The sequence below is a fragment of the Algibacter amylolyticus genome, from assembly GCF_014202225.1.
In the GTDB taxonomy this organism is placed as follows: domain Bacteria; phylum Bacteroidota; class Bacteroidia; order Flavobacteriales; family Flavobacteriaceae; genus Algibacter_B; species Algibacter_B amylolyticus.
Genome location: NZ_JACHGE010000001.1, coordinates 975,612 through 992,299 on the forward strand (window position 1 = coordinate 975,612; position 16,688 = coordinate 992,299).

Sequence of the window (16,688 nt, forward strand, 5' to 3'; positions counted from 1 at the left end):
TTATTAAATGAATTCAACTAAAATGAAATTTTCAAAAATAGCTTTACTATTTGTTATCATTACCTTTTTAAATGCGTGTGCTACATATAAAACCCAGTATAACAATTTGGATACTAGTTTTAGTTTTCCGGACAAAGAAATTGCGCATTCCTTTTATTTAATTGGCGATGGTGGTAATTCGCCAATTGGTTCTGTATCTCAAGGTGTGCAAGCCTTTAAAACCGAATTGGATAAAGCATCTAAAAACAGTACAGCTATTTTTTTAGGTGATAATATCTATCCTAAAGGGCTGCCAGACGAAAATGATAAGAGACGCGCATTTGCAGAATATCAATTAAAAGTTCAAACCGAGGCTGTTAAAGATTTTAAAGGTGAAACTATTTTTATACCTGGTAATCACGATTGGTATAGCCAAGGCCTTATAGGGTTAAAACGACAAGAAAAATATATTGAAGACGCTCTAGGAAAAAACACATTTTTACCCGAAGATGGTTGCCCTTTAGAAAAAGTTGAAATCTCTGAAGATATTGTTATGATTATTGTTGATACCGAATGGTATTTAACCAATTGGGATAAACACCCAACTATAAATGATGACTGCGAAATTAAATCGCGATTTAAGTTTTTTGAAGAGTTTGAAAACTTAGTTAAAAAAGCACGAGGTAAAACCACAATTATCGCCATGCATCACCCTATGTTTACAAATGGTCCGCATGGTGGGAAGTACGATTTTAATTCGCATTTAAAGCCTTTTCCTGTTTTAGGATCGCTTAAAAATTTAATACGAAAAACGAGCGGGTTATCTCCGGCCGATGTGCAGTATAAAAACTATAATGCCTTTAAAAAGCGTATTGTAACCCTTGCTCAAGAAAACGATAAAACCGTTTTTGTATCTGGGCACGAGCATAGTTTGCAATATTTAGTGCACGATAATTTACCTCAAATTATTAGTGGTGCAGGGTCTAAATCTACGGCAACTCGAAATGTAGTTGATGCGTTTTCTTCAAGCGATCCGGGTTATGCACGTTTTGATGTTTTTACCGATGGATCGTCAGCTGTTCGATTTTATTCAGCTAAAAGCGACGAGATTCTTTTTCAAACTAAGGTGTTTTCAGAAGATAAAAAAGAATATAATCATGATTTTAAGCCTTTTCCTAACCAAATGGTAGCATCTGTGTATTCTGAAGAGGAGGTCGCTAAAACAGGTTTTCATAAATATATTTGGGGCGATCGTTACAGGTCGTATTATGGTACAAAAGTAAAAGTACCAACTGTAAATCTAGATACTATATTTGGTGGTTTAGAGCCTTATAGAAAAGGTGGTGGGCATCAATCAAAATCATTGCAATTAATAAATAAAGAAGGCAAACGCTATGTTATGCGTGCCATAAGAAAAAGTGCCACGGTATATTTACAAGCTATGGCGTTTAAGGATCAATATATTGAAGGTCAGTTTGAAGGCACAGTTACCGAAGATTTATTATTAGATTTTTATACAGGTTCCCATCCTTACGCACCATTTGTAACAGGAGGTTTGTCGGATGCTGTTAATCTTTATCATACTAATCCTGTGTTATACTATGTGCCAAAACAAAAAGCTTTAGAGGGTTTTAATGAAGATTTTGGAGACGAATTATATATGATAGAAGAACATGTTTCCGATGGACATGGCGATATTAAAAGCTTTGGAAATGCTAATAAAATTGAGAGTACCGACGATCTAATTAAAAACTTAAGAAAGGATGAGAAATACTCAGTAGATCAAACGATGTTTTTAAGAGCGCGTTTATTCGATATGGTTATTGGCGATTGGGATAGACATGTCGATCAATGGAGATGGGCAGAGTTTGAGGAAGATGATAAAGTGGTTTATAGACCCATTCCTAGAGATAGAGATCAAGCTTTTTCTGTAATGGGCGATGGCGCTTTAATGAATGTAGCCACCAGAATTATCCCAACATTAAAGTTAATGGAAGGGTTTAATTATGATATTAGAAATGTAAAAGGCTTTAACTCTAGTCCTTTTTCTTTAGATATGATGTTGCTAAACGAAACCACACGAAAAGATTGGGAAGAGCAGGTAGCCTATTTGCAAAAAAGTTTAACGGACAATGTTTTAGATAACGCGTTTAAAGCCTTTCCTAAAGAGGTTCAAGACGAAACGGTTAATAAGATAAAAGAGGTGATAAAAGCACGACTTGAAAACCTTCCAAAATCTGCAGACGCCTATTACAATGCGTTAATTAAAATACCTTTAATACGAGGAACCGATAAAGATGATTTTTTTGAAATTGAACGCTTTCCAAACGGAAATACCAAAGTAACCGTAAGCCGTATTAAGGATGGCGAAAAGGGAATTGTAATACATGAGCAAACGTATAACAAAACGCATACAAAGGAGATTTGGCTTTATGGTTTGGATGATGATGATGTGTTTAGAGTTTCGGGTAAAGGCGATAAGCTTATTAAGTTAAGGCTAGTTGGTAATCAAAATAACGATACTTATACCATCGAAAATGGTAAAAAAGTTAAGATGTACGATTTTAAATCAAAGAAAAATCAATTTACAACCAATAAAGGAAGCAAACGTTTAGTGGATGATTATGATACTAATGTTTATAATTACACCACTGCTAAATTTAGTACCAATCAATTTACACCGGTATTAGGAGCAAATCCGGATGATGGTTTTAAACTCGGTTTTTTAAACGTGCTAACTAATTACGGGTTTGAGCGTAATCCATTTAGCTCGCAACATAGCTTTTCGGGAGCTTATTATTTTGCCACAAGTGGATTTGATTTTGTGTATAATGGCGAATTTGCCAATATTGTAGGGCAATGGAATTTAGGCTTAAATGCTAAGTTTACGAGCCCTAACTACGCCATAAATTTCTTTGGGTATGGTAATAGTACACCCAATTTAAATGTAGACGACGAGGATAATTTTAATATAGATTACAATCGTGTAAAGTTAAGTACCATAAAATTTGCGCCTAGTTTAAACTGGCGTGGAAAATTTGGAGCCCATATTAAGTTAGGTGTTAGTTACGAATCTATAGAGGTAGAAGAAACTAACAATAGGTTTATTAATGATTTTTATGTTGCAAGTGGTGAAGAAAATCAAAAGGATTTTGTTGCTGTTGATGCGACATATAGTTTCCGAAATAAAGACAGCGAAGCATTTCCTACTTCAGGTATTCAAACCCAATTACAATTAGGGTATACCACTAATGTAGAAGATTCAAAAGGGTTTACGTATTTAATTCCAGAGCTAGGATTCGATTATAAAATATCTGCTAGTGGTCAATTAGTATTGGCAACATTGGCAAAAGCCCATTTTATTTTTGGTGATAATTTCGAGTTTTATCAAGCGGCAAGTTTAGGAGCCAATAATGGACTTCGTGGTTTTAGAAACGAACGTTTTTCTGGTAAAAGATCATTTTATCAAAGTACAGATTTACGTTTAAATTTAAAAAAGTTTAAAACAGGGTTACTGCCTTTAAATATTGGTGTGTATACTGGCTTTGATTATGGTAGAGTTTGGGTAGATAACAATCTTGTTTTTAGTAATGCTTTTAACGCAAACAGATGGAATACCTCAATAGGTGGTGGTGTTTTTGCAAATGCAGCCGACGTTGTTACGTTTAACTTATCTGCTTTTAATAGCGATGATGGTTTACGTTTTGCGTTTAAAGTTGGTTTTGGTTTTTAAGCTGAAAAGCGTGTAATTTTATAATGATAATTTCGACTAAAATATCAAGAAATTGTAATTTATGAAAAGTAGTTTTAAAGATATAATAACTTCGGAAGACGTTGTTTTAGTAGATTTTTTTGGAACATGGTGTGGGCCTTGTCAAGCGCTTATGCCAATTTTAAAAGATGTTAAGGCGCAGTTAGGCGACGCTGTAAAAATAGTAAAAGTGGATATTGATAAAAATCAAGAATTGGCTACAAAGTATCAGGTGCGTAGCGTACCAACCATGATTTTGTTTAAAGACGGAGTTCCTAAATGGAGGCAATCTGGTGTGTTACAAAAAAGTGATATTGTAAATGTAATCGAGAGCCATAGCTAATTAATCTTTCAAGATTAATTTAAGCTAAAGCTATATAAGTTTCCGCCGGCACCATGAGCTTTTTCATCGGTTATTAAAAGCGTATTGTTGTCGGTAAAACAAACACCTTCCTTTTGCGAGTCGAAAGTAAAATCATAGCGCTTAACTTCTCCTGTAAAAAAATCATCTGAGGTAAAATTAGAAAAAACAATAGCCGCCTTAGGAGATAGTAACACCACCTGTTTACCATCATCACTAATATCTGCCGAAGTAATCCAACAACCAGAATCGTCACAAGAGTTAAATGAATTGATGTATTCTGCAACATGATGTCCTGGAGTTGCTGGTATTTTGTATAAATCTGTTTTTCCAAAATCACCACGAACCCTGCTCTTGGTAAACAGGTATAAGCTGTTTTTGTAGTAAAAAAACGATTCGCAATCAAAAAACATCTGTTTCTTTTTGGGCGGGAATTTATCTTGTTTTGGGTATTTAAACGATATGCGTTCTATGTCAATTTTACTATCCTTCTCTAAATCTTCGGCATTAACTTTCAATATTGTAAGATTTGTTCTTTTGTTTTGATTATTACCAAAATCTCCAATGTAAATGTTTCCTACATGATCCGATGCTAAATCTTCCCAATCGTGGTTTTTAGCATTAATTTTTAATTCTTTTTCTATATTTCCTTTTTTATTTATGCCGTAAATTCTAGCTTTGTTGCCACTATCATTTAACATCCAAATTAAATTGGTTTGTTGGGTAGTTTCGGTTCCAGAAACCTCGTTTAGGGTTTTAGGAAGATCTGTGATAATATTTAGTTTACCGGTATCACAGCTAGAAATAATCAGGAAAAATAGAATTAGAAGTTTATTCATTTTAGGTAGTCAAAATTTATAGTGGTAAATTTACACACATATTTTTGATATTATAATGTATTGATTAATTTAAAGTAAGATATGACCACAGTTAACGACTTATTAAAACTTTTAGTATTAGAAAAAATAGGCGATAACGAATTTAACGGGGTTAGCAAAACTATTGGAAGTCCTATTGTATTTGGAGGACAGGTTTTGGCTCAAGCTATAAATGCGGCAAGTCGTACTATTACAAATCAAAGAGTTTTACATTCCATGCATGCTTATTTTTTAGAGGCAGGCGATTTAGAACTCCCAATAACCTATAATGTAAGTATTGTTAGAGATGGAGGTAGTTTTTCGGTAAGACGTGTTACAGCGCATCAAAAGGAAACGACTATTTTTATTTTATCGGCATCTTTTCATAAAAAGGAAGCGGGTTACAATCATCAAATTGAATTAAAACCGAATTTAAAACAACCAGAAGAGTTGTTAAGTTGGACGGATATGTATGAAAAATATGGCGAAAATTTACCTAAAGGAATAAAATCTTTTTTGTCAATTGAGCGCCCTATTGAGTTTAAACCAACGACCTTTGTAAATCCGTTAGATAAAAAAGATTTACCACCAAATTATGATGTTTGGTTTAAATTAAAAGGAGATGTTAAAGGGCTGGATTTGGCAACAAAACAGCAAATTTTAACTTATATTTCGGATTATAATATTTTAACAGCAACATTAAACCCACATGCAAGTAAAGCGCATTGGGGTAATACAATAACAGCTAGTTTAGATCACTCCATGTGGTTTTTTAGAGAATTCGATTTTTCAGACTGGCTGCTTTATACTATGGAATCTCCTAGTGCATCGAGCGCTAGAGGATTTGCAAGAGGGAATATTTTTACCAGAGATGGTAAATTAATAGCCACAGTGGCTCAAGAAGGATTAATAAGACCTATTAAAAATGACAAGTAATATTTTAAAAATCGGACATAGAGGAGCCAAAGGGCATTTAACCGAAAACACTTTAGAATCTATTAAAAAAGGCCTTAGTTTAAAGGTTGATGGCATTGAAATAGATGTGCATCGTTGTGCTACGGGTCAGTTAGTAGTTTTTCACGATTTCACTGTAGATAGAATTACCGATGGTACGGGAGAGGTTGCTCAACATTCACTTAACGCTTTAAAAAAACTTAAAACGAAGGGGACGTATCAAATTCCATCTTTAGCAGAAGTTTTAGCTTTTGTGGATAATAAGTGCTTATTAAATATAGAGCTTAAAGGTCAAGATACCGCTAAGGAGGCAGCTAGAATTATTACATTTTATGTGGATAAAAAAGGTTGGGACTATAGTAATATTTTAGTGTCAAGTTTTCAAGAAGATTTGCTTAAAGAGGTTTACGACATAAATGATAAAATTCCTTTAGGTGTACTTACAGACAGAAATTTAAATAGAGCTGTAACTTTTGCGAAAACCATAAAAGCGGTTAGTATTCATGTCGATTACACCATGTTAACAGAAGAGATTGTAACGGAGCTAAAAGAAGAATTTAAAGTGTTTGCATTTACGGTAAATAATTTAAAGCCTTTAGAGCGTATAAAATCTTATGGTGTTGATGGTATAATTTCTGATTATCCAGATAGAATATGACGTTTAAAGACGTTATTGTAATAGGTGGTGGCGCAGCAGGTTTTTTTGCAGCCATTAATATTGCAGAACAAAATCCAAATTTAAAAGTTGCTATTTTAGAGCGAAGTAAAGAAGGTTTAGCAAAAGTTAAAGTTTCTGGTGGCGGACGCTGTAATGTAACGCATGCCGAATTTATTCCTAAAGAATTAACTCAAAACTATCCGCGAGGCGAAAAGGAACTTTTAGGGCCGTTTCATCAGTTTATGACGGGCGATACTATCGAGTGGTTTGAAAAACGTGGTGTCGAACTCAAAATAGAGGATGATGGTAGAATGTTTCCAGTATCCAATTCATCGCAAACCATAATTGACTGCTTTTTACATGAAGCCGAAAAGCATCGGGTTGAGGTATTATACAGCCATATTGTAAAAGCTATTAATCCTCAAAACCAACAATTTAAAATTGAAACCTCTCAAGGCGATTTTTTAACCAATAAGCTGTTAATAGCTACTGGTAGTAATCCTAGAATTTGGAATCTTTTAGAGCATTTAGGGCATACCATTTCGCAACCAGTACCTTCATTGTTTACGTTTAATATAAAAGATGAGCGCATACAGGATATTCCGGGTGTGGTCGCTCAAGATGTTGAGGTAAAGGTGTTAGATACTAATTTGTGGAGCGAAGGCCCTTTGTTAATTACACATTGGGGCATGAGCGCGCCTTGTATTTTAAAACTATCGGCATTTGGAGCTTTAGAATTAGCAAAACGAGATTATAAATTTCAAATAGAAATTAATTTTATAAGGCAAACGTTTAATGATTGTTTAGAGGTTTTAAAAACGCTTAAGCAGGACTTAGCAAAAAAAACGGTATTTAAGTCTACACAATTTGATATTCCTAAGCGATTGTGGCATAAGTTGGTATTAGCTTCGGGCATGGACATAGAAACCCGTTGGGCCGATTTAAATAAAGAAAAATTAGAGAACTTAGCAGGACAGCTAACCCAAGCTGTTTTTAAGGTGGATGGTAAAAGCACTTTTAAAGAAGAGTTTGTTACCGCAGGAGGTGTTAATCTTAAAGAAATTGATTTTAAAACCTTTGAAAGCAAACGTGTTAAAAACTTGTATTTTGCAGGCGAGGTTATAAATGTAGACGCTATTACTGGCGGTTTTAATTTTCAAAATGCATGGACAGGCGCTTATATTGCTGCAAAAAATATTGCGCAATAGGTGTTCTAGTTCCACTATTCTTATTAAAACAAAATAATGAATACATACATCGCGCTTTTAAGAGGTATAAACGTTAGCGGGAAGCATAAAATCCCAATGGCAGAACTAAGCGGTTTACTTTCAAAAGAAGGCTTAGTAAATGTGCAAACTTATATACAAACTGGCAATGTGTTTTTTCAATCTTCAGAAGGAGAAAAAGCAAGTTTAGAAACCACAATTCATAATGCTATTAAATCTCATTTTGGGTTTGAAGTGCCGGTTTTAGTGCTAACTCCAAAAGAATTGCAATACGTTTTTGATAGTTGCCCATTTTTAGAAGAACAGAAGGAAAAAAGTTATTTCATGTTGCTGTATAGTACGCCCGATGCAAAACTAGTAGAGGATGTTTCAAAATTATCGTTTCCAAATGAAACTTTTTATATAACCAACAAGGCCATCTATTTTTACAGTTCTGTGGGTTATGGGAAGGCTAAATGCAGTAATAATTTTTTCGAACGAAAATTAAAAATTACAGCTACAGCAAGAAATTATAAAACTATGGTAAAGTTATTATCTTTGTCAGCTGATAATTAATTTATGGTAGAAGAACATTTCATTCCAAAAAAATATACAAATTCAATTGACAACGGAAGTTTTACCTGGTCGTCACCAAGTAATATCGCGTTAGTTAAATATTGGGGAAAAAAGGAACATCAAATTCCAGAAAACCCTTCTATAAGTTTTACCCTAAACCATTGTAAAACCACAACAAAAGTTAGCTTTTCTAAAAAAGAGGATGCTAGTGGTTTTTCGTTTGATGTGTTTTTAGATAATGAGAAAAAGGACGATTTTAAACCAAAAATTGAAACTTTTTTTAAACGTATAGACGTTTGTTTACCATTTTTAAAAGATTATCATTTTAAAATAGAAACCACAAATACGTTTCCGCATAGTTCTGGTATAGCGTCTTCGGCATCGGGCATGAGCGCTTTGGCCTTGTGTTTAATGAGTATTGAAGCGGAATTAAGTTTAGATATTTCAAAAGAAGATTTTACTAAAAAAGCATCGTTTTTAGCGCGTTTAGGTTCAGGAAGCGCATGCAGAAGTTTAGAAGGCGATTTGGTTGTTTGGGGAAAGCATGATGCTATTACTGGTAGCTCAAACCTATTTGGGGTAAAATATCCTTATCAAGTCCATTCAAATTTTAAAAACTATCAAGACACTATTTTATTGGTCGATAAAGGTGAAAAGCAGGTAAGCAGTACTGTTGGTCATAATTTAATGCATGGGCACCCGTTTGCTCAAGAGCGTTTTAAACAGGCTAATAAAAACCTTTCAGATATGATTTCTATTTTAAAGGAAGGCGATCTAGATGCATTTATAGCACTTGTTGAAAGCGAAGCATTAACGCTTCATGCTATGATGATGACAAGCATGCCGTATTTTATTTTAATGAAACCCAATACCTTAGAAATTATTAATAAAATTTGGGAATATAGAAAGACTTCAGGATCAAAAGTATGTTTTACTTTAGATGCTGGAGCAAATGTACATGTATTATACCCTGAAAAGGAAGCCGAAAAAACACTTGAATTTATTCAAAATGAGTTACTTGCTTATTGCCAAGGAGGTCAGTATATTTGCGACCAAATTGGTATAGGTGCAAACCAATTATAAGAATATTGCGTATCTTTGTCAAAGTTATTGCTCTCAAATTATGAAAGGACCTCTATTTTATTCAAAAATTTTACTCTTCGGAGAGTACGGAATTATTAAGGATTCCAAAGGTTTATCTATTCCATATAGCTTCTATAATGGCGCTTTAAAGAAAGATGAAAATCCTTCTGAAACAGCTATCAAATCAAACGAAAGTTTAAAACGTTTTGCGGCTCACATACAAGGTATAGATTCTAACATTGTTCGTTTTGATAACGAGCGTTTACAAGCCGATGTAAATTCGGGTATGTATTTCGATTCTTCAATTCCGCAAGGTTACGGCGTTGGTAGTAGTGGCGCTTTAGTTGCTGCGCTTTACGACCAGTATGCATTCGATAAAATTACGGTTCTAGAAAATTTAACAAGAGAGAAACTCTTAAAGTTAAAAACCATTTTTGCTTCTATGGAATCTTTTTTCCACGGAAAATCTTCTGGTTTAGATCCTTTAAATAGCTATTTAAGCATTCCAATTCTTATCAATTCTAAAGATAATATTGAAGCTACAGGCATTCCAGCACAACAAAGTTCTGGTAAGGGCGCTGTGTTTTTAATAGACAGCGGAATAATAGGAGAAACAGCACCAATGGTAAGCTTGTTTATGGAAAGCATGAAACAAGAAGGGTTCAGGAAAATGCTTAAAAATCAGTTTATAAAACATACCGATGCTTGCGTAGAAGATTTCTTAAAAGGCGATGTAAAATCCTTGTTTTCTAACACGAAGCAATTATCAAAAGTAGTTTTAAGTCATTTTAAACCAATGATTCCAAAGCAATTTCATGAGTTATGGAAAAAAGGATTAGATACTAACGACTATTACTTAAAACTTTGTGGTTCTGGTGGTGGTGGTTATATTTTAGGTTTTACCGAAGATATCCAAAAGGCAAAATTAGCCCTGTCCGACTATAAGCTAGAAGTCGTTTATAATTTCTAAGCAATTTAAATTGTTATCCTGAAAATTGTTTCAGGAACTTTCCAATTACGTTTTAATATGCTATCCAGAAAACAGAAACATATACTCGTTAAATTTTTCAGTATGTTTTCTGTGGTTCGAGGCTACAATATTCTAATTGTTGTAATTGCCCAATATCTAACGGCCGTTTATATTTTGGCTCACGATATTCCGGTTAAGCAGGTAGTACTAGATTTAAATTTACTCGTGTTAGTATTGGCATCGGCAGCAACCATTGCTGGAGGTTACATTATTAACAGTTTTTACGACTCCGAAAAAGATTTAATAAACCGCCCCATAAAATCTAGGTTGGATAGGTTGGTAAGTCAAAACACCAAACTGTCATTTTATTTTGTACTAAATTTTATTGCGGTAATCATGGCAAGTTACGTGTCGTTTAAAGCCGTAATGTTTTTCTCAATTTACATTTTCGGAATTTGGTTTTACTCACACAAACTTAAAAAAATGCCATTTATAGGTAATTTAACCTCGGCAGTACTAACTATTACACCATTTTTCGCCATTTTTATGTATTATAAAAATTTCGAAACCGTAATTTTTGTACATGCTATTTTCCTGTTTTTAATGATTTCTATGCGCGAACTCACTAAAGATTTAGAAAACATAAAAGGCGATATAGCACAAGGTTACGTTACAATTCCGGTGGCATATGGCGAAAAAATGTCTAAAATATTACTTACCATTCTAGCAGCACTAACCTTAATACCAACCTATTTACTATTATATCGTTTCGAGGTAGGGCACATGTATTATTTCTTTTATTTAAGCTTTGTACTACTGCTTATCTTTTTATTTATGCTCTGGAAATCGAGAACCAAAATACAGTATTTAATATTGCATAATATATTGAAATTCATAATTTTAGCAGGCGTTTTTAGTATCCTGTTAATCGATGTAAGTGTTATATTAAATCGTATTTAAATTATTTGGGCGTTACCACAAGGGTCAGGCTTTTCGCTGCAAGTCCTCGCACCTCCTATCGTTGGGCTGTGGGCTATCCGCTTCAATCCTTAACGCTTAAGCAACAATTCGTTAATCAAAAATCGTTAATCGTAAATTATTAGATATATCTTTGCACAAAATAATAAGTAATGAATAAGCATAAAGGCAATAAAGATAAAGGAAAGCCATCGGGACGCGGCAGTGGAAACTCGCGCTCTACAAGTTTTGCAAGAGGAAATGCTCCTATAAAGAAAACAAACACAGCACCTAAAAAGTCGAGTAACCCAGACGAGATTAGGCTAAATAAATTTATAGCCAATTCTGGTATTTGTTCGCGTCGTGAAGCCGACGAGCATATTGCTATTGGTTTAGTAACGGTAAACGGTAAAGTAATTACCGAAATGGGGTATAAAGTAAAACTATCGGACCAGGTTCGTTACGATGGTGCAAATATAAGACCAGAAAAGAAAGCCTATGTGCTTCTTAACAAGCCAAAGGGCTTCGCTACTACTACAAGCGAAGGTAAAGGCCGTACGGTAATGGATTTAGTTGCAAACGCAACATCATCTCGTATTAAACCCATAGGACGTTTAGGACGAAACTCTAAAGGTTTATTATTGTTTACTAACGATGAGGCCGTGGCAAGTAAATTTACAAACTCTAAAAATGGTGTGCCACGTTTATTTCATATCGAATTAGATAAAAACCTAAAACTAGAAGATTTAAAAAAGATTCAAGCAGGATTTAAGGTAGAAGGAAAACTAATTGAAGTAGAGGAAATTAGTTATATAGACGGCGCATCAAAAAAAGAAATTGGTTTAAAAATCAAGAATACAGGAAACACTATAATTCGTACTATTTTCGAATATTTCCATTACGATATTATTAGTTTAGACTGTGTAACTATTGGTCATTTAACAAAAAAAGATATTCCTCGTGGTAGCTGGAAACACTTAACCGAGCAAGAATTGAACACGCTTAAAATGCTTTAATAGTTAAGGTTTAGTATCTTAAATTAAGTAGTTATAAGACATGAGTCCCTTTAGGTTTTTTTTTAACCTGAAGGGACTTTTTTCTTAAATAATAACCAAACATAAGGCAAAGTTGGTGTTTTTAATAGGATACGTTTTTTGCGTAAGGGATAGCAGTGAAAAGCCCACAGAAAACCCTATTTAAAAATAGGGTTTTTGAGGACTTGTAGCGAATAGCCCGACCTAAGCGAACCTGTAAGGCGCAGTACCAAATTTATTTTGGTATCTAAACCTTGCAGGAATGATCGTGGTAACGCCCTAGAAATGAATATTGTAGCTGCTCGATAAAAAAACATTGAAAAAAGTAAAAAAAAGTTTGGCGTATTAAAAAATAAATTACATTTGCCCTGTTTTTTAAGCACTAAAACTTAAAAAGTAGCTGAACACTTTGAAACCTGTTTCTATGTTCGGGCTTTTGAAAATTAGGAAGTCATATTCAAAAGCAGCTTACAGATTAAGCGACCGAATTTTAAAGCTCACTTCCGTTTCTCCTATACATGCTATACAGCATGAGTATGCTTTTGTGCCTACAACCCAAAAGGAATTTCGTATTTGATATTGTTAATTTTTTATTGGCTTAACGTGTAGTTAATACACCAATCACATCTTTAACATTTATTAAAACAAAACATTGAATACAAAATATATTGATTTAATCAATCAGACTTTTGATTTTCCTCAGGACGAATTTAAAGTTGATAAAGGGCAGTTGCATTTTCATGATATTGACTTAATGCAATTAACAGAACAGTATGGCGCACCGCTAAAATTCACGTATTTACCGCAAATATCTAACAATATTATGCGTGCTAAAAAGTGGTTTGCAGATGCTATAGAGAAACACGACTATAAAGGCAAATACAATTATTGCTATTGCACTAAAAGTAGCCATTTTAAGCATGTTTTAAACGAAGCTTTAAAGAATGAAATCCACATTGAAACCTCATCGGCTTTTGATATCGATATTGTTGAGCGCTTAAAGGAGGAAGGTAAAATTACCAACGATACTTTTGTTATAAGCAACGGTTTTAAGCGTGCGCAGTATGTTACTAATATTGCTCGTTTAATTAATAATGGGCATAAAAACGCTATTCCTATTATTGATAATTACGAGGAAATCGATTTACTATCACAAGAAATTGATGGTAAATTTAATGTTGGCATTCGTATCGCATCAGAAGAGGAGCCTAAATTTGAGTTTTACACTTCGCGTTTAGGAATTGGATATAAAAATATTGTGCCATTTTATAAAAGCCAGATTGCTAATAATAAAAAAGTAGAGCTTAAAATGTTACACTTTTTTATTAATACAGGAATTCGTGATAATGCGTATTACTGGAACGAACTTTTAAAATGTTTAAAGGTTTATACTAGCTTAAAAAAGATTTGTCCAACATTAGATAGTTTAAATATTGGTGGCGGTTTCCCTATAAAAAGCTCGTTAGCTTTCGATTTTGATTACGAGTATATGGTCGATGAGATTATTAATCAAATCAAATTAACTTGCGAGGAAGAAGGCGTAGATGTGCCAAATATTTTTACAGAATTTGGAAGCTTTACAGTAGGCGAAAGTGGTGGCGCTATTTACGAAGTGTTGTACCAAAAACAACAAAACGATCGCGAAAAATGGAACATGATAAACTCGTCTTTCATTACAACATTGCCAGATACTTGGGCTATTAACAAACGTTTTATATTATTAGCGGTAAACCGTTGGCAAGATAGTTACGAGCGTGTTTTACTAGGAGGTTTAACTTGCGATAGCGACGATTATTACAATAGCGAGCAGCATATGAATGCCATTTATATGCCCAAGTATAATAAGGATAAACCATTGTATATCGGGTTTTTTAACACAGGTGCTTACCAAGAAACCATAGGTGGTTTTGGCGGTTTGCAGCACTGTTTAATTCCGTCGCCAAAGCATATTTTAATTGATAGAGATGCCGATGGAAACCTTACTACACAGTTATTTGCAGAACAACAAAAAAGTGAAGACTTACTAAATATACTAGGTTATGGTATAGAGAACAAAGACACTAGAATCAAGATCGCTTCGCTTTCAGAAAATGTAACGTAACTGGGGTTCAAAAAAGTATTATTGAAAGCGTAATGCTTTGTCAACCTATAAATTATTTTACGTAAAAAATGAATTGAAACGTAGGGTTAAGCAAAAATCGTCGCAATACTAATGTTACTTGATAGATGAATTTTAATCACGAAAAAAGATTATTCCTATGAAAAAAGCAACTTTATTTTTGTGCCGAAGTGAAAGAAATTTTTAGTAAAATAATTTTCAGTTTTGATTTTTTTGCTTCGTTTTTTTATCAAGAAAAAAATGATGATTTAATTTAAAAAATATAGATTTTATACAAATCATGAATATAAATACATACGCAGGAATTCCTGAAGAATTAGCAAAATTAGAGCAAGCAAAAATTGTTTTAATTCCTGTGCCTTATGATGGTACAAGTACATGGCAAAAAGGTGCCGATAAAGGCCCAAAGGCTTTTTTAGATGCTTCGGAAAACATGGAGCTTTATGATATTGAAACCGGAACAGAAGTTTATAAACAAGGTGTGTTTTTAGCTGATGCGGTTACAGAAGATGCTTCGCCAGAGGCCATGGTTGAAGCAGTGCATCAAGCCACTAAAAAGTATATTAAAAAAAATAAATTCGTTACTATTTTTGGAGGCGAGCACTCAATTTCTATTGGTACTATTCGTGCCTTTAACGAAATGTATCCTAGTTTAACGGTATTGCATATTGATGCGCATGCCGATTTAAGGAAGGAGTACGATGGTTCTACTTGCAATCATGCTTGTGCGGTTTACGAAGCGAGCCAGAATACAAACCTTATTCAGGTAGGAATTCGCTCTATGGATATTATCGAAAAAACGGTAATGGACGAGGAGAAAACCTATTTTGCACATGATATGGCGATGGATGATGCTTGGATGGATTCGGCTATCGATCAAATGACAGAAAATGTATTTATTACTTTCGATTTAGATGCTTTCGATCCTTCAATTTTACCAAGCACAGGAACTCCAGAACCAGGTGGATTATTATGGTATGAAACCCTAGAGTTCTTAAAACAAGTTTTTGAAGAGAAAAACGTGGTAGGATTTGATATTGTTGAATTATGCCCGAATAAAAAAGAAAAATCATCAGACTTTTTAGCTGCTAAACTTTACTATAAAATGTTAAGTTATAAGTTTGTAAATGATGATGCAGAAGCCGAATACGATAACCATTACGAAAACCCAAAACAAAAAACGAATACTTTAAAATTTACTGACGATGACAACTACTAAAGGACCAATTTCTCAATTTATTGAAACGCATTATTTGCATTTTAATGCAGCTGCTTTAGTGGATGCTGCTAAGGGCTATGAAGCACAATTGGAGTCTGGTGCTAAAATGTTAGTATCGCTTGCTGGTGCCATGAGTACTGCCGAATTAGGTAAAAGTTTTGCCGAAATGATTCGTCAGGATAAAGTACATATCATTTCTTGTACAGGAGCAAACTTAGAAGAGGATATCATGAATTTGGTAGCACATTCACATTATAAACGTGTGCCAAATTATCGCGATTTAACACCTCAAGATGAGTGGGATTTGTTAGAAAAAGGATTAAACCGTGTAACCGATACCTGTATTCCAGAGCATGAAGCATTCCGTCGTTTACAAGAGCATATCTACAAAATATGGAAAGATGCCGAAGCTAATGGCGAACGCTATTTACCACATGAGTATATGTACAAAATGTTATTGTCTGGAGTGTTAGAGCAATACTACGAAATCGATTTAAAAGATTCTTGGATGTATGCCGCAGCCGAAAAGAATTTGCCAATAGTATGCCCAGGTTGGGAAGATAGTACTATGGGGAATATTTTTGCTAGCTACGTTTTAAAAGGCGATTTAAAGGCAAGCACCATGAAATCGGGTATAGAGTACATGACGTTTTTAGCAGATTGGTACACTAACAACTCATCAAAAGGTATTGGGTTTTTCCAAATTGGCGGTGGTATTGCTGGCGATTTTCCAATATGCGTTGTGCCAATGTTGTATCAAGATATGGAGCGCACAGATACACCATTTTGGAGCTATTTTTGTCAAATTTCAGATTCTACAACAAGTTATGGTTCGTATTCTGGAGCTGTACCAAACGAGAAAATTACTTGGGGTAAATTAGATATAAATACACCAAAATTTATTGTGGAGAGTGATGCTACTATTGTTGCACCTTTAATTTTTGCTTACCTTTTAGGTCAGTAAT

Annotated in this window: 14 protein-coding genes; 13 read left to right on the plus strand and 1 reads right to left on the minus strand. The window is 34.1% G+C overall.

Annotation, left to right across the window (positions count from 1 at the left end; genetic code table 11):
• Positions 1-7 precede the first annotated feature (7 nt).
• Both HNQ90_RS04165 and trxA read left to right on the plus strand, forming a co-directional pair.
• Complete coding sequence (locus tag HNQ90_RS04165; protein WP_241678328.1) at positions 8-3,712, plus strand: metallophosphoesterase; 3,705 nt, start codon at positions 8-10, stop codon at positions 3,710-3,712.
• Positions 3,713-3,773: 61 nt separating this feature from the next.
• Positions 3,774-4,073 (plus strand): thioredoxin, encoded by a 300-nt coding sequence (gene trxA, locus HNQ90_RS04170; RefSeq protein WP_144115397.1) that lies wholly within the window; start codon positions 3,774-3,776, stop codon positions 4,071-4,073.
• Between the two features lie 14 nt (positions 4,074-4,087).
• Here the strand turns inward: trxA and HNQ90_RS04175 are convergent, their stop codons facing one another.
• Positions 4,088-4,930, minus strand: coding sequence for a hypothetical protein (locus HNQ90_RS04175; RefSeq protein ID WP_221279721.1), 843 nt, complete (start codon positions 4,928-4,930; stop codon positions 4,088-4,090).
• An 81-nt stretch (positions 4,931-5,011) separates the two neighbouring features.
• On the opposite strand from HNQ90_RS04175, the gene HNQ90_RS04180 reads away from it, so the two are divergent.
• The 11 genes from HNQ90_RS04180 to HNQ90_RS04230 all read left to right on the plus strand — a co-directional run bounded on the left by HNQ90_RS04180 (position 5,012) and on the right by HNQ90_RS04230 (position 16,687).
• Positions 5,012-5,884: an acyl-CoA thioesterase gene (locus HNQ90_RS04180; RefSeq protein WP_144115398.1), complete on the plus strand. Its 873-nt coding sequence runs from the start codon at positions 5,012-5,014 to the stop codon at positions 5,882-5,884.
• Positions 5,874-6,560: a glycerophosphodiester phosphodiesterase gene (locus tag HNQ90_RS04185; protein WP_172625818.1), complete on the plus strand. Its 687-nt coding sequence runs from the start codon at positions 5,874-5,876 to the stop codon at positions 6,558-6,560. Before HNQ90_RS04180 ends, HNQ90_RS04185 begins: the two co-directional genes overlap by 11 nt.
• On the plus strand, positions 6,557-7,768 hold the full coding sequence (locus HNQ90_RS04190) for a BaiN/RdsA family NAD(P)/FAD-dependent oxidoreductase (protein ID WP_144115399.1): 1,212 nt from the start codon (positions 6,557-6,559) through the stop codon (positions 7,766-7,768). Before HNQ90_RS04185 ends, HNQ90_RS04190 begins: the two co-directional genes overlap by 4 nt.
• A 36-nt stretch (positions 7,769-7,804) precedes the next feature.
• Positions 7,805-8,341 carry a DUF1697 domain-containing protein gene (locus tag HNQ90_RS04195; protein WP_144115400.1) on the plus strand — a complete coding sequence of 179 codons (537 nt, stop codon included), beginning with the start codon at positions 7,805-7,807 and terminating at the stop codon, positions 8,339-8,341.
• Positions 8,342-8,344: 3 nt separating this feature from the next.
• Complete coding sequence (gene mvaD, locus HNQ90_RS04200; protein WP_144115401.1) at positions 8,345-9,424, plus strand: diphosphomevalonate decarboxylase; 1,080 nt, start codon at positions 8,345-8,347, stop codon at positions 9,422-9,424.
• Between the two features lie 40 nt (positions 9,425-9,464).
• On the plus strand, positions 9,465-10,394 hold the full coding sequence (locus tag HNQ90_RS04205; RefSeq protein ID WP_144115402.1) for a mevalonate kinase family protein: 930 nt from the start codon (positions 9,465-9,467) through the stop codon (positions 10,392-10,394).
• A 57-nt stretch (positions 10,395-10,451) separates the two neighbouring features.
• Positions 10,452-11,354: a geranylgeranylglycerol-phosphate geranylgeranyltransferase gene (locus tag HNQ90_RS04210; RefSeq protein WP_144115403.1), complete on the plus strand. Its 903-nt coding sequence runs from the start codon at positions 10,452-10,454 to the stop codon at positions 11,352-11,354.
• 170 nt (positions 11,355-11,524) lie between these two features.
• The gene (locus tag HNQ90_RS04215) at positions 11,525-12,367 is read left to right on the plus strand and encodes a pseudouridine synthase (RefSeq protein ID WP_144115404.1); all 843 of its coding nucleotides are present in this window, start codon (positions 11,525-11,527) and stop codon (positions 12,365-12,367) included.
• Between the two features lie 670 nt (positions 12,368-13,037).
• Positions 13,038-14,486 carry a type III PLP-dependent enzyme domain-containing protein gene (locus HNQ90_RS04220; protein ID WP_144115405.1) on the plus strand — a complete coding sequence of 483 codons (1,449 nt, stop codon included), beginning with the start codon at positions 13,038-13,040 and terminating at the stop codon, positions 14,484-14,486.
• Between the two features lie 298 nt (positions 14,487-14,784).
• A complete protein-coding gene (gene speB, locus HNQ90_RS04225) occupies positions 14,785-15,723 on the plus strand; it encodes an agmatinase (RefSeq protein ID WP_144115406.1) in 939 nt (312 codons plus the stop codon).
• Positions 15,710-16,687 (plus strand): deoxyhypusine synthase family protein, encoded by a 978-nt coding sequence (locus HNQ90_RS04230; protein ID WP_092848000.1) that lies wholly within the window; start codon positions 15,710-15,712, stop codon positions 16,685-16,687. Before speB ends, HNQ90_RS04230 begins: the two co-directional genes overlap by 14 nt.
• The last annotated feature ends 1 nt before the right edge of the window (position 16,688 follow it).